The organism is Flavobacterium nackdongense (assembly GCF_004355225.1).
GTDB classification, from domain to species: domain Bacteria; phylum Bacteroidota; class Bacteroidia; order Flavobacteriales; family Flavobacteriaceae; genus Flavobacterium; species Flavobacterium nackdongense.
Genome location: NZ_CP037933.1, coordinates 1,934,856 through 1,948,943 on the forward strand (window position 1 = coordinate 1,934,856; position 14,088 = coordinate 1,948,943).

At 36.1% G+C, this 14,088-nt stretch carries 13 protein-coding genes; 8 read left to right on the plus strand and 5 right to left on the minus strand.

Annotation, left to right across the window (positions count from 1 at the left end):
* Positions 1-7: 7 nt before the first annotated feature.
* A complete protein-coding gene (locus E1750_RS08250) occupies positions 8-874 on the minus strand; it encodes a hypothetical protein (protein ID WP_133276316.1) in 867 nt (288 codons plus the stop codon).
* Between the two features lie 312 nt (positions 875-1,186).
* Between E1750_RS08250 and E1750_RS08255 the strand changes: the two genes are divergently transcribed.
* The 5 genes from E1750_RS08255 to dnaG all read left to right on the plus strand — a co-directional run bounded on the left by E1750_RS08255 (position 1,187) and on the right by dnaG (position 6,768).
* A complete protein-coding gene (locus E1750_RS08255) occupies positions 1,187-2,164 on the plus strand; it encodes a polyprenyl synthetase family protein (protein WP_133276317.1) in 978 nt (325 codons plus the stop codon).
* 138 nt (positions 2,165-2,302) lie between these two features.
* The gene (locus E1750_RS08260) at positions 2,303-2,863 is read left to right on the plus strand and encodes an RNA polymerase sigma factor (protein ID WP_133276318.1); all 561 of its coding nucleotides are present in this window, start codon (positions 2,303-2,305) and stop codon (positions 2,861-2,863) included.
* Complete coding sequence (locus E1750_RS08265) at positions 2,850-3,545, plus strand: hypothetical protein (protein WP_133276319.1); 696 nt, start codon at positions 2,850-2,852, stop codon at positions 3,543-3,545. Before E1750_RS08260 ends, E1750_RS08265 begins: the two co-directional genes overlap by 14 nt.
* Positions 3,546-3,613: 68 nt before the next feature.
* Positions 3,614-4,678, plus strand: a complete 1,065-nt coding sequence (locus E1750_RS08270) for a hypothetical protein (protein WP_133276320.1) — start codon at positions 3,614-3,616, stop codon at positions 4,676-4,678.
* 113 nt (positions 4,679-4,791) lie between these two features.
* A complete protein-coding gene (gene dnaG, locus E1750_RS08275; RefSeq protein ID WP_133276321.1) occupies positions 4,792-6,768 on the plus strand; it encodes a DNA primase in 1,977 nt (658 codons plus the stop codon).
* Here the strand turns inward: dnaG and E1750_RS08280 are convergent.
* Positions 6,765-7,394: a response regulator transcription factor gene (locus E1750_RS08280; RefSeq protein WP_133276322.1), complete on the minus strand. Its 630-nt coding sequence runs from the start codon at positions 7,392-7,394 to the stop codon at positions 6,765-6,767. The two genes, dnaG and E1750_RS08280, sit on opposite strands and share 4 nt — an antisense overlap.
* Before the next feature lie 89 nt (positions 7,395-7,483).
* On the minus strand, positions 7,484-8,290 hold the full coding sequence (nadE, locus tag E1750_RS08285) for an NAD(+) synthase (RefSeq protein WP_133276323.1): 807 nt from the start codon (positions 8,288-8,290) through the stop codon (positions 7,484-7,486).
* Between the two features lie 210 nt (positions 8,291-8,500).
* On the opposite strand from nadE, the gene gldB reads away from it, so the two are divergent.
* Positions 8,501-9,469: a gliding motility lipoprotein GldB gene (gene gldB / locus E1750_RS08290; protein WP_133276324.1), complete on the plus strand. Its 969-nt coding sequence runs from the start codon at positions 8,501-8,503 to the stop codon at positions 9,467-9,469.
* On the plus strand, positions 9,459-9,794 hold the full coding sequence (gene gldC, locus E1750_RS08295) for a gliding motility protein GldC (protein WP_133276325.1): 336 nt from the start codon (positions 9,459-9,461) through the stop codon (positions 9,792-9,794). Before gldB ends, gldC begins: the two co-directional genes overlap by 11 nt.
* Here the strand turns inward: gldC and folK are convergent.
* Positions 9,783-10,925 carry a 2-amino-4-hydroxy-6-hydroxymethyldihydropteridine diphosphokinase gene (gene folK, locus E1750_RS08300; protein WP_133276326.1) on the minus strand — a complete coding sequence of 381 codons (1,143 nt, stop codon included), beginning with the start codon at positions 10,923-10,925 and terminating at the stop codon, positions 9,783-9,785. The two genes, gldC and folK, sit on opposite strands and share 12 nt — an antisense overlap.
* Before the next feature lie 137 nt (positions 10,926-11,062).
* Between folK and sppA the strand changes: the two genes are divergently transcribed.
* Positions 11,063-12,823 (plus strand): signal peptide peptidase SppA, encoded by a 1,761-nt coding sequence (gene sppA / locus E1750_RS08305; protein WP_133276327.1) that lies wholly within the window; start codon positions 11,063-11,065, stop codon positions 12,821-12,823.
* Between the two features lie 81 nt (positions 12,824-12,904).
* Here sppA and E1750_RS08310 read toward each other — a convergent pair whose 3' ends face one another.
* Positions 12,905-14,062: an ATP-binding protein gene (locus E1750_RS08310; RefSeq protein WP_133276328.1), complete on the minus strand. Its 1,158-nt coding sequence runs from the start codon at positions 14,060-14,062 to the stop codon at positions 12,905-12,907.
* Positions 14,063-14,088: the final 26 nt, after the last annotated feature.

Below are 14,088 nucleotides of genomic sequence, written 5' to 3' on the forward strand. Positions count from 1 at the left end.
TATTGTCTTATTTTTTAAGATGAATTTCTTTTACAACATCTTTAACTGTCATTGTTGCTAAATCGTCACATTCTCCATTTCCATAATCAAGAGTTGCTTTTAGATCATTTTTCAAAATTTCTACGACGCCAGATACTGGAAAAGGCATTCTGCAACTCATTTTTACTAAAAGAGGGCTTGTTTTTTGCACTGTACGTGTGTATTTTGAACCATTAGGAAATGTAGTAATATCATAGCCCCAAGCTTTGAAAACATTATCTTCCCAATTAGTAATAGAGGTAAATCCTTCGACCATTTCTCGAACTCTTGTTCCTGTTCTGGTATAAATTTTGCCATCAGGAAAAGTAATTTTTATATCAATAGAATGCGTCGTAACTGGATGAATTGTGTTTAAAATGTCCGAAGTTTTAAGTTCGTGCGTAAGGGTTTTACTTCCTTCAATTAGATTACCGTTGTGATAAAAACCTTCTAATTTATAAGAAATTGTTCGTATTGGAGTAGCAAAATTTTTAGAAAAACTGATAATAATTTTACCTTTAACAACATTTCCATTTGGTAAGGCACAGCCCTGAGTTCCAAAATCAATTGTTCTTGTGTAAGTATCATTGGTCAACACAGAAGTTACAGTTGCACAGGCAGGCAAAATACTTTTAAAAGGTTCGCTTGTCTTGAATCCTAAACTTTTTTGAGTATCAAACTGATCCTCAGCAATAATCGCAACATCGTCAACGCTAGCGTCGATATCCGTATTTACGAGAGTTTCATCAACAGTAATGGTGCTGACTGGCGCAGCCTCGTTAACTGGTTCATTATTACATCCAATAAAAAATGCAATAGAAAGCATTGTAATAAATGCAAAAATTTTTGTTTTCATAATAAATTTTTTTTAAGGTTTTACTTTTTGATAGAAAAATTAATAAAAGGTTTAATTGGGGCCAATAAATTTACGCAAATAAATGATTCTTAAACAAAACGCTTTTCTCAAATCGATGAACAGCACCCTTTTACTACTATTTACAATATTTAGTCAGAAATATGCAACAAGTCGATTCTTGAAGAAACGAAACTGTTGAACATAAAAAGTGTAAAAAAGGCCTCAAGAAAATAAATATAGAATAACAATCACCCTCATTTACATTCTTTAGATAACGTTGTTTTAATCGAAAATAGTATATTTGAAACCTAAATGAACATTACCTCTCAAATAAAGCAGCCTATTTTTAAAGAAATGGAACTTTTCGAAAAAAAGTTCTACGAATCGATGTCTTCAAAAGTGGCTTTGCTCAACAGAATCACCTATTACATCGTCAATCGAAAAGGTAAACAAATGCGACCGATGTTTGTTTTTTTGACTGCCAAAATGGTTTCTGCCGGAATCGTAAACGAAAGAACCTACCGCGGCGCCTCAGTCATCGAATTGATTCACACTGCCACTTTAGTTCACGATGATGTAGTCGATGATAGTAATCGGCGGAGAGGTTTTTTCTCGATCAATGCCCTTTGGAAAAACAAAATTGCCGTACTTGTAGGTGATTACCTCCTTTCAAAAGGTTTGCTTTTGTCTATCGACTACGGCGATTTCGATTTACTGAGAATCATTTCGGTGGCGGTTCGCGAAATGAGTGAAGGCGAACTATTGCAAATAGAAAAAGCTCGAAGACTTGACATATCTGAAGAGGTGTACTACGAAATTATCCGAAAAAAAACAGCGACTTTAATAGCCGCTTGTTGTGCTTTGGGGGCCAAATCAGTGATTGAGGATGAAGTTCAGGTCGAAAATATGCGAAATTTTGGCACACTCATCGGCATGGCATTTCAAATCAAAGATGATTTGTTCGATTATACCGATGATGCCATTGGCAAACCAACAGGAATTGACATCAAGGAACAAAAAATGACTTTGCCGCTGATTCACGTTTTAAATAATTGCACTCCCAAAGAAAAGTCTTGGCTTATCAATTCAATAAAAAATCATAACAAAGACAAAAAACGTGTAAAAGAAGTAATTGCTTTCGTAAAAGACAATAATGGCTTGGTGTATGCCGAACAAAAAATGGCGCAATTCCAGCAAGAAGCCTTACAACTTTTAGATAATTACCCTAAATCCGAATTCAAAGACGCCCTGATTTTGATGGTAAATTACGTTATCGAAAGAAAAAAATAATTTTTTGCACTAAAAAAATACCTTCTCAAACCTTGATTTTAGTAAGGTTTTCAATTTTTATCCATTTTTTTTGATTGTTGATGCAACCTTTTTGCCATCCAACTCGTCTTACTTATAGAAACACTTTAATAAACAAAATTGAAAGTAATTCAGTTTAACCAAGAAGAAAATGAAATCATTCGTTTGGCCATCGAGAATAATCGCTCGGCCCAACAAAAGATTTATGCCAAATTTTCTCCGAAAATGTTAAGTGTTTGCCGGCAATATATAAAAGATTTACATCAAGCCGAAGACGTTATGATTACCGCTTTTATGAAAGTGTTTTCGCATTTGAAAAATTTTGAAAACAAGGGAAGCTTCGAAGGTTGGATCAGACGAATTATGATCAACGAATGCATTTCGCATATTAGGGTTCAAAAAAAGCTTAATTTTCTGGATGAGGAACATTATCTAGAAGAAAGCTTCAACAACATCGAAAGTCAATTTTCAGTCGACGATATTCAGTTTTTAATTGACAGTTTACCCGATGGTTATAAAATAATTTTCAATTTATACGCCATAGAAGGATACAAACACAAGGAAATCTCGAATATGTTGGGAATTAACGAAGGAACCTCGAAATCGCAATTGTCACACGCTCGCAAATTATTAAAAGAGCAAATACTGACGCTAAAAAATTACAGCAATGGAACAGCATAAATTAGAAACACAATTCAAAGAAAAATTGAATTCCCGTGAAATCAAACCAACAGAAATGGCTTGGGACAAGTTGGATTCGTTGCTATCAGCTGCAGACTTCAGTGATGGCGAACAGACTATTCAAAAACCTAAACGCAAATTCATTTGGCTGTACGTTGCAGCAAGTATTTTGGGAATTTGTTTCATTGGCAATTTGATTATTAACCCGAAGGAAACCTTAATCGAAAATCAAAAAAACACTGTTGTAATTGAAAACCAAAGCCTAAATGAAAAAGAGGAAATCGAAAATACCTCTCCTACAAAACAACTAAAACATTCTAAAACCATTTCGAAGCAGAATGAAAAACCCTTAGTTCAAATAGCAAAAAGTAAAGAAACCAATATTGCTACTCAGATTATCAAAACGCAAGACGAAATTGTTGTATTATCACAACCGAGCAACCAAAATGAAACTAGTGTTGCAAATAAAAATAGCCTTTCGACAAATATAGATTCTTTATTGGCCTCAGTAGAAAAACCAAATCCAGAAACAAATAAGTCTTCTATCAAAATAAATTCGACCGCTCTCCTCAATCAAGTTGACGGTGAATTACAAGTTTCATTCCGAGAAAAGGCATTAAATACCATAACCAAAAAATACAAAGAAGCCAAAGAAGCTTTGGCCAACAGAAACAATCAATAATCATCATCACCCGAGCCAAAGCGAACTGGCGAAGCAATCAAAAATCGAACAATTAAAATCTTTACATTATGACAAAAATTATCTTTTACCTAACAGCATTTATTTTACTTTTTGCCTGCAATGCGCAAGGCCAAGACACGAAAAACAAAGGCGAACACTCGCAAAAACCCTTTGAATCTCAAGTAAAATCCATCGCCACTAAAATTGAAAACATTACAAAAGAAGAAAAAGCAGCTTTAAAACTGGAAGTTGAAGCTGTTGATGCAAAATTAGAAAAAGGTCAAATCAGCAAAGAAGAAGCCGACAAAGAAAAACAAAATCTAGCAGAGTCAAGAGCCAAAAACATTGAAACTAGAGTGGCTATCGAACAAGAAAAACTAAACAATCTTGTGCAACAAAAAGTCGAAGGCAAAATAAAAGCAACCGATTCCACTCAAACCTATACCATAGTTATTCCTGCAAAATTAACGAAAGACAACTTTAAAAGACACGAAAAAAGAACCACTTCGCAATTTGTGCTAGCTTTCGGCGCCAATAATCTTGTCACGAACAAAGCCGTTGCCAACTCCGATTTTTATTATTGGCAATCGCATTTCTTCGAATGGGGCTTTACAAATAATACAAGAATCTTCAAATACGATAATTTACTGCACTTGAAATATGGCTTTTCGGTAATGTACAATAACCTTTGCCCGACAGACAATCGATACTTCGTTCCAAGTCTAAATAGCCAAACCAATCTAGAAGTTTTCCCATACGATTTAGCTGATTCCCGTTTCAAAAATGTGTATTTGGTCGCTCCACTTCATTTAGAATTTGATTTTTCCAAGAACAAATCGAACCAAGGCAGTAGTCATTTCAACACGCATAAAGGGGTGCGATTCGGAATTGGCGGTTACGGTGGTTTTCGAATAAAGTCGAAACAAAAATTATTCTACAGCGTTGACGATGATAAGGTAAGAATAAAAACCAAAGGTGATTTCAACGCCAATGATTTTATTTATGGAGTGAGCACTTACCTTGGATACAGAGCGACGAGTTTGTATTTGAAATATGATTTGAATCCATTGTTCGAAAATAATCCAGTCGATCAAAACAATATTTCATTGGGATTGCGCTTCGACTTCAATTAAAATTTTTGATTAGTTTTTTTTCTAAACGCTGTACGGGTTTTAAACCGCGTGCAGCGTTTTTTTTCCTGCAAAACTTGTATCTTTGAAACTTTCCAATTTCAACAGTAAATAAATTGATTTCAAAAACCACCATAGATTCTGTTTTCGAAACTGCTCGAGTTGAAGAAGTCATTGGCGATTTTGTACAATTAAAACGTGCCGGAAGCAACTTCAAAGGCTTGAGTCCCTTCTCGGACGAGCGCTCCCCATCGTTTATGGTCTCACCTGCCAAAGGCATTTGGAAAGATTTTAGCTCAGGAAAAGGTGGGAATTCTGTGGCGTTCTTGATGGAACATTCCCATTTTACTTATCCGGAAGCCATTCGATATTTGGCAAAAAAATACAATATCGAAATCGAAGAAACCGAACAAACGGACGAGGAAAAAGCCAATACTGATGTTCGCGAAAGTATGTATTTGGTTTCGGAATTTGCCAAAGATTATTTTCACAACACCCTTTTGCATTCAGAAGAAGGCAAAGCTATTGGCCTCTCCTATTTCAAAGAAAGAGGTTTTACAGGCGAAACCATAAAGAAATTTGCGCTTGGATACTCGCCCGAAACTTGGGATGCATTTACCAAAGAGGCTTTGGGCAAAGGCTATAAATTAGAATTTCTGGAAAGCACCGGACTGACTATCCCTCGGGATGACCGACCATTCGACCGTTTCAAAGGCAGAGTAATGTTTCCTATTCAGAGTATGTCGGGAAGGATTTTGGGTTTCGGCGGAAGAATTTTAGCGAATGACAAAAAAGCCGCCAAATACCTCAATTCGCCCGAAAGTGAAATTTACCACAAAAGCAAAGTCTTGTATGGAATTTTCCAAGCCAAACAAGCCATTGCCAAAGAAAATAACTGCTATCTGGTCGAAGGATACACCGATGTCATTCAGTTCAATCAAGCGGGAATAGAAAATGTAGTAGCCTCGTCAGGAACGGCTTTGACACCCGACCAAATTCGTTTAATCAACAGATTAACCAAAAATATTACTGTCCTTTTTGACGGCGATGCTGCAGGATTACGCGCATCTATCAGAGGAATCGACCTGATTCTCGAAGAAGGAATGAACGTAAAAGTTTGTGCTTTTCCCGATGGCGAAGACCCCGATAGTTTTGCAAAGAAGACGCCTTACGAGGAATTGGTCAAGTATTTAGACGAAAATGCTAAAGATTTCATTCAGTTCAAAGCCTCACTATTGATGAATGATGCCAAAAACGACCCCATCAAAAAAGCCGATTTAATTCGGGATATGGTGGTGAGTATTTCTAAAATTCCAGACCGGATTCAAAGAGAAATTTATGTTCAGGAATGTGCTCGCATTATGGACATTTCGGAGCAAGTTTTGGTGAGTACATTGGCGCAATTGGTTCAAAAAGACATTTCTGAACTAGGAAAAAAGCAAAAACAAGAGCAAAAAGCTTTTGAAGTTGTCAAAAATGAATCGCCAATTCAGGTGCAAAAAATCGATATTCTTTATGGCTTGGAACGAAAAATTATCGAAATTCTGTTGTTATACGGAAATAGCACCCAAGAATTTGAAGATGTCCTTTTGAAAACCGACGAAGAGGGCGAAATAAGAGAATTTACTGAAAAAAGAGCCTATAAAGTATTTCAACGAATATATTTAAGCTTACAAGAGGACGAGGTAGAACTTGCCAATCCTTTATTCAGAGCTATTTACAACAACCTAATTGATTTCCTAAATCAAAATGAAACGTTTAGTGTCGAACACTATTTAATGCATTTGCATCCCGATTTTGCTCAGGAAGTAACCGATATTGTCATGGCCGACGAAAGAGTTGTATTGCACAACTGGGAAGGACAAAATATTTTCCCAAAAACCAAGGACCAAACCATTGGCCAATATGTATCGGAAACTATTCTAACTTTAAGATGGTATTTAGTGGATAGAATCATAGAAGAATTAAAAAACTCAATATCATCAGAATCAAATTCTGATAACATTGAGCTTTTATCGACGGTGATGGATTACTCCAAACTCATCAATTCCTTTTCGAAAAAATTGGGAAGAGTAATGTCTCGCTATAACTAAACTATTTCTAGAGTTTTGGCTTTGTTTACCAAATCTACTAAATTAGTAACATTCAATTTCTGCAATAATCTGAGTTTATAGGTACTAATGGTTTTTTCGTTAAGACTCAAGATTTTAGAAATCTCATTGTTTTTCTTACCATCACTCAAATAGCGTAAAACTTCGACTTCGCGATTCGAAAGTTTGCGATACAAACGCTCACTTTTGTTTTGCTTGGCGATAAGAGCAAGGTTTTTCTTAACAGTTTCATCAATGATAATCTTACCTTGATTCACTTTAATAATAGCTTGTCCTAAAGTTTCTAGTTTTTCTTTCTGAGAAACAAAACCTGCAACTCCAGCTTTTATGGCGTTTGGAGCATATATTTGTTCCGAAAGGTCGCTAAAAATGATGATTTTTGTCTTTGGAAAATTTTTCAAAATATTTTTAACTTCAAAAATACTTGAAAGACCTTCTAATTCCAGATCCAAGATCAATACATCAATCTCCTTAGTCAGGAGGATGTCTCTTACCATTAAAAAATTTCCAACATTGGCTACAATCGAGATGGAATCGTGATCTTTGAAATACGATTTTACACCGAAATGCACTACGGGGTGGTTATTGGCTAAACAAACTTTGATCATAATTTAAAATTTTTTAGAAATGTTTGTACTTACGAATACGTAAAGTTAAATAAAAAACTTTAAACTTCATAAAAAATATTAGGAAAATACTACTTAATATCATTTGAAACGAAACAAACAGGAATTTCACGCATTTTATGCTGATTGCTGGCATTCAATTTCTTATAAATTTCGAAGACTATTTTCTCCCGTCCAGCAAAATCATCAGCGGATTTTCCTTGCTCTTCCTCCAGCATTGCCCATTCCAACTCGTCATAACTCGCTCCCAATTGATCCTCGTCGGTTCGATCATCACCAAATAATCCATCCGTCGGCGAAGCCTGTAAAATTGAGGCGGGAATTTGCAAATATTCCCCCAAAGCATACACATCCGACTTCATTAAATCCGCAATTGGACTCAAATCCACTCCACCATCGCCGTATTTAGTGTAAAAACCAACACCAAAATCCTCTACTTTATTCCCAGTTCCAGCTACTAACAACCCGTGAATTCCAGCAAAATAATACAAAGTAGTCATTCGCAAACGCGCACGAGTATTGGCTAAAGATAAATTCACTTTGTCTAAATCAGGCACAGTTGGAACAATAGATTTGAAATTTTCAAAAACAGCGGTCAAATCAGCCTCAATAGTAGTCACATTCGAAAATCTTGTCATCAATTGTTCGATATGCTCCCGACCGCGATTTACTTGGCTAGGCGCTTGATGAATCGGCATTTCCACACACAAAGTAGGCAAACCAGTTTGCGCGCACAGCGTAGAAGTAACCGCCGAATCGACTCCTCCCGAAATCCCCACAACAAATCCATTAACTTTTGCGTTTTCAGCATAGGTTTTTAACCAATTGACAATGTGTGCATTTACTTTTTCGACCTGAATAGTGCTTTTTTTAGACATAATTGATACGGTTTTTAAATGGTAGGTATTGTATATTTGCAAAAATAATAATTTTTAGGAGCTATTCCTGCTATCCGTTGCAATCTTATTCAATAAAAACTATTTTTCTAAACAAAAAATAAGCTTCCAGTGGTCGCTCATTTTTTGCAAGAAAAATTAGCATTTATTTTCACAAGGATTTCCACTTTTATCAGGGCTAACACAAACAAAATGAAAAAAATCCTTTTACTACTTACCATACTAATTGCTTTTGCTTCTTGCGACAAGAAAACAAAAGTGGAAAAAGCGGTCGAAAAAATTCCCGTCGAAATCAAAGTGGAGCGCTTTGACCAAGCTTTTTTTGAAACTCCTCCCACCAATTTAAACAAACTAAAAAAAGATTTTCCCTATTTCTTTGCAAAAGAAACACCAGACAGCATTTGGTTAGAAAAAATGCAAAATCCACTGTGGCGAGAACTATACACAGAAGTGCAAAAAAAATATTCCAATTTCGAACCCGTCAAAAAAGACCTGAACATTCTTTTCAAACACCTAAAATATTATTTCCCGGAAACTAAAACACCAAAAGTCATCACAGTTATCGCCGAAATGGATTACAACAATAAAGTGATTTATACGGATAGTTTGCTGATTATTGCCCTAGAATTATACTTAGGAAAAGAACATAAATTTTATCAATTTCCCAACTATTTGAAACAGAATTTCGAGCAAAAACAAATGATGCCAGATGTAGTTTCGAGTTTTTCGACACATAAAATCGCTCCGCCTCAGGACAGCTCGTTATTGAGCCAAATGGTGTATTATGGGAAACAATTGTACCTAAAAGACCTCCTACTCCCCGATTATACCGATGCCGACAAAATGGGTTATACCGTAGAACAAAATAAGTGGTGCGTAGAAAACGAAGGCTATATGTGGCGCTACTTTCTAGAAAACGAATTGCTCTACAGCGACGATCAAAAATTAGGGAATCGATTCATCAACTCCGCCCCATTTTCGAAATTTTATCTCGAAATCGACAATGAATCTCCCGGGAGAGTTGGCGCTTGGATCGGCTGGCAAATGGTACGCTCTTTTATGAAAAATAATGAGGCTGTACCCCTCGAAAAAATGCTACAAATGAATGCGAAAGAATTATTTGAACAATCTAAATATAAACCCAAAAAAAATGGCGAATAACAACACCTCCGAGATTAAAATAAACATTGAATTAGACGAAAACCGAATTCCCGAAAAATTATCTTGGGCCGCAGTCGAAGGTGGTGTCGAATTAGAGCAGGCCAAAGCATTCATACTTTCCGTTTGGAACAGCGACGAAAAAACCACAAAATGTATCGAATTATGGACCAAAGATATGTCTGTCGATGAAATGAAAATTTTCTTTCACCAAACCTTACTTTCGATGACCGAAACCTTTCAAAAAGCTACCGGAGACGAAAAAATGTCGGCGACGATGCAAGATTTTTGCGATTATTTTGCCGAGAAATTAGAATTAAGAAAGTAAGCTGATTTTCTGTTGAATTTCGGACAAAATATAAAGGTAATCTTCTTGGTTTTTTACAAAATCTCGATCTGAAACATCAATAATTAGCACATTTAAATTGGTTTGAGATTTGATGTAATCCAAATAACCCGAATTAATTTTGTCTAAATAATCCGCTGGAATATTTTGTTCGTAATCCCTGCCTCGCTTTTTAATATTGGCCAACAATCGCTCTGTATTTTGATATAAATACACGTACAAATCTGGTTTTGGCATTTCCCTGTACACGATATCAAAAAGGGTGCGATACAATCGATATTCATCTTCTGCCAAGGTAATTTTGGCAAAAATCAAGGATTTAAAAATATGATAATCGGCCACAATAAAATCGCTGAACAAATCGAACTGTGCTAAATCATCCGACAATTGTTTGTACCTGTCGGCAAGGAAGGACATTTCAAGCGGAAAAGCGTAGCGATTTTGATCTTCGTAAAATTTAGGCAGAAACGGATTGTCGGCAAAGCGTTCCAAAACTGTTTTAGCGTTAAAGTCCTCGGCAATTTTCGTAGCCAAAGTTGTTTTTCCTGCTCCAATATTCCCTTCAAAAGCAATATAATTGAACTGCTCCAGCGGAATCGAATCCAAAGGGTTTTCGAGGTCATGAACTATTGTGCATACACTTTTATCCGGTGAAATTTCGATCAACTCGGCAACTTTTTTATGAAAAATGGGATGAATCCAGTTTAAGTTCAAGTCCAGTATTGGCATCAAAACAAAATTCCTGTTTTGCATCAACGGATGAGGCACCTGAAGATTTTCGCTGTCAATAATCTCCTCGTTGAAAGCAATCAAATCAACATCGATAGAACGGGATTGGTATTCTGACGAGCTAGTTCTGATGCGCCCCAATTGGTTTTCGATTTCCAAAATTTTTGATAAAACAGCATCTGCAGGTAAAAAAGTATGCAAAACCAAGGCACAATTGTAAAATGCATCGCTCTCAAAACCCCAAGACGGCGACTCGTACAACTTTGAAATTTTGATTACCGTCCCCACTTCCTGATGAATCAATTGAATGCAATTTTCTATATTTCGAAGGCGATTGCCTTGATTGGTTCCGAGGGATAAAATGACTTGATTTTGTGATTTCATAATACGCACAAATTAACTAAAACAATTTTAGAATTAAACTATATTTGCCTGCGTGTTGATAACTATTTTTTGCAAATTTTTCATAAAATAAGTGTAACATAGCAACACTTTTGACTACTTATTAAAAAAATATTATTATGAGATTTTTAGGAAATGTTTTGGCCACCATCGTTGGTTTATTTGTTTTTTTGATGCTATTCTTTTTTGGCATTGTGCTTATTGCAGCCGTTTTCGGAGGGGAATCGGAAGAAATAGCGGTAAAAAGCGATTCGGTAATTGAATTAAAATTAAACGATATCACCGATGACTATGCAGGAAAATACAAAGATCCTTGGGTCGCCATTTTAGCCGATGGTGAAAAAGTAGGACTATCAGATATTCTCAATGCGATTGAAAATGCAAAAACAGACAATGATATCAAAGGAATATCCATTTTGAATGGTGATTCCGAATTGGGAATGGCCCAAAGAAAAGCCTTGCGAAGCGCCTTGGAAGACTTCAAAAAATCGGGAAAATTTGTGATGGCCTACGCCAATGCGTATTCGCAAAACGAGTATTACTTGAATTCGGTTGCCAACACTATTTATATCAATCCTGTAGGCGATTTCGATTTCAAAGGTTTATCGGCAGAATTGATGTTTTTCAAAGATTTACAAGAAAAATCAGGTATTAAAATGGAAGTGATTCGACACGGAAAATACAAAAGCGCCGTCGAACCCTTTTTAGAGAATAAAATGAGTGATGCCAACAGAGAACAGACGTTGTCGTTGTTGAATTCAGTTTGGAGTTCAGTTTTAGAAGACATTTCGAAAAGCAGAAATATTTCAGTGGCCAAATTAAACGAAATTGCAAACAACTTACTAGCCAGAACTCCCGAAATGGCAAAAGCCGAAAAACTCGTCGATGTGATTGCTTACGAAGACGAATACCACAATGCTATTCGAAAAATATTGAAAGTGGACAAAGACGAAGATTACAACAAAGTAAGCATTGTAGAATATGCTCAAAAAGTAGCGACAACCGCCGAAATCTCTGATGCCCAAGATAAAATTGCCATTATTTACGCTCAAGGCGAAATTACAGGAGGTGAAGGCGACATCAATACCATTGGAGAAGGCTCGATGAATCGCTCATTAATCGAGGCCAGAAAAGACAAAAATGTAAAAGCGATTGTGCTTCGCATAGACAGTCCAGGCGGAAGTGCCTTGACCTCGGATTTGATTTGGCGTGAAATCGAATTGACTAAAAAAGTAAAACCCGTAGTGGTTTCTATGGGGAATTATGCCGCTTCCGGCGGTTATTATATCGCTTGTAATGCCCACAAAATTTTTGCCGAAAATAATACCATTACGGGTTCCATTGGGGTTTTTGGGGTTTTGCCCAATTTCACGCCCTTGGCCACAAAAATTGGCATTCATACCGAACAAGTCAAAACCAACGAAAACGCTGCGGAGTACAGCCCTTTTGTACCAATGGATGAAAAATTCAAATCCGTGACACAAGAAGGTGTAGAGAACGTGTACAAAACATTTATATCCCACGTTGCTCAAGGAAGACGGATGACTGTTGCCCAAGTCGATTCTATTGGTCAGGGGCGAGTTTGGTCGGGTTCTCAAGCTTTGAAAATAGGGCTTGTGGATAAAATTGGTGGTTTGGACGCCGCCATAAAAGAAGCAGCGAGCCTATCCAAAACCAAAAAATACAGCACTCAAAACTTTCCGGAATACGAAAAAGATATAAACGACATTTTCAAAAGTTTGCCTTTTGCACAATCGAAAGAATCGTTTATCAAAGAAGAATTGGGTGAAGAAACCTTTCGATTGATGGAACAAATCAAAAGAGTTCAAACTCGTAAAGGAATCCAGGCGATGCTGCCATTTGAAATTAATATTCAATAATTTTTTTTAATAGTTTGCCCTTTTAGTCCTATGCCATTGGATTGAAAGGGCTTTTTTTTAAACCTATAAAAAAATAAAGCACTACAAACTTATAGCCGCCCAACTGGTCACTTTTCCTAAAGTTCTATTTTGATCAAACAAACCCGTATGAACAAGCGTTTTGCTTTCAATTAAATCAGGCTTTAATTTTTCGAAATAGGTCAACCCCTTAAACATATCCGACATAATCGTTTCTGACGCTTTGATTTCGACTAAATTTAACCGTTCAGTTTCCTGCCATATTAAATCTACTTCGTGCCCGACAGCATCTCTCCAAAACCATAAATCTCGAAGCAAATTATTGTGGTAGTTTTTTTTTACATATTCCGAAACGATAAAATTTTCAAACAAGTTTCCTTTTAGCGAACTTAATTTCACACTATCCGCCTCGGTTATTTTTAATAAAAAACACAATAATCCTGTGTCATAAAAATACAATTTCGAACTCTTTGTAACTCGTTTATTAAAGTTAGAAAAGTAGGGTTGCAATTGATACACAATATAACTATTTTCTAAAACCGAAATCCAGGATTTTGCTGTAGGTTGCGAAATTCCACACTCGTTAGCCAAGGAGTTTAAATTCAATAATTGTCCCGCCCGTGCAGCACAAAGTGAAATAAAATTGCGAAATTGCTTTAAATCTTTAACAAGAATGAGTTCCGACAAATCGCGTTCTACATAGGTTTGAATGTAATTGGAATAAAAAACTTTAGAAAGGATATTTCTATCATAAATAGCGGGATAACAACCCCTTTGAAGCGTAACTGCATAATCATCATTCAACCAATCCGCAGCCTTCATTTCATCAATATCAAAAGGAAATAGCTTGAATATGGCCACTCTTCCTGCTAAACTTTGAGTAATATTCTGCATCAAATGAAAATTTTGAGAACCAGACAAAATATATTGTCCCATAATTTTGTCCTCATCAACTTTGGTTTGCAAATACGAAAATAAATGTGGAACACGTTGTACTTCGTCAAAAATGACATAGTTGCCGTATTGCTTCAAAAAGCCGTTTGGATCGTCTAAAGCAAAATTTCTATTGTCTATATTCTCTAAATTGACATACTGATAATCGGAAAACTGTGTTTTCAAAAAAGTAGTTTTACCAGATTGCCTTGGCCCTGTTAATGCCAAAATTGGATACTTAGTCTTATAAATATCCATTTCAGCTTTTATCCTTCTAATTGCACTCATTTTATGTGTTTTACAATTACAAATAT

Bases quoted from the DNA above. Each gene is read 5' to 3' on its own strand.
- E1750_RS08250 (WP_133276316.1), bottom strand. From the start codon at position 874: ATGAAAACAAAAATTTTTGCATTTATTACAATGCTTTCTATTGCATTT.
- E1750_RS08255 (WP_133276317.1), top strand. From the start codon at position 1,187: ATGAACATTACCTCTCAAATAAAGCAGCCTATTTTTAAAGAAATGGAA.
- E1750_RS08265 (WP_133276319.1), top strand. From the start codon at position 2,850: ATGGAACAGCATAAATTAGAAACACAATTCAAAGAAAAATTGAATTCC.
- E1750_RS08270 (WP_133276320.1), top strand. From the start codon at position 3,614: ATGACAAAAATTATCTTTTACCTAACAGCATTTATTTTACTTTTTGCC.
- E1750_RS08280 (WP_133276322.1), bottom strand. From the start codon at position 7,394: ATGATCAAAGTTTGTTTAGCCAATAACCACCCCGTAGTGCATTTCGGT.
- nadE (WP_133276323.1), bottom strand. From the start codon at position 8,290: ATGTCTAAAAAAAGCACTATTCAGGTCGAAAAAGTAAATGCACACATT.
- gldB (WP_133276324.1), top strand. From the start codon at position 8,501: ATGAAAAAAATCCTTTTACTACTTACCATACTAATTGCTTTTGCTTCT.
- gldC (WP_133276325.1), top strand. From the start codon at position 9,459: ATGGCGAATAACAACACCTCCGAGATTAAAATAAACATTGAATTAGAC.
- folK (WP_133276326.1), bottom strand. From the start codon at position 10,925: ATGAAATCACAAAATCAAGTCATTTTATCCCTCGGAACCAATCAAGGC.
- sppA (WP_133276327.1), top strand. From the start codon at position 11,063: ATGAGATTTTTAGGAAATGTTTTGGCCACCATCGTTGGTTTATTTGTT.
- E1750_RS08310 (WP_133276328.1), bottom strand. From the start codon at position 14,062: ATGAGTGCAATTAGAAGGATAAAAGCTGAAATGGATATTTATAAGACT.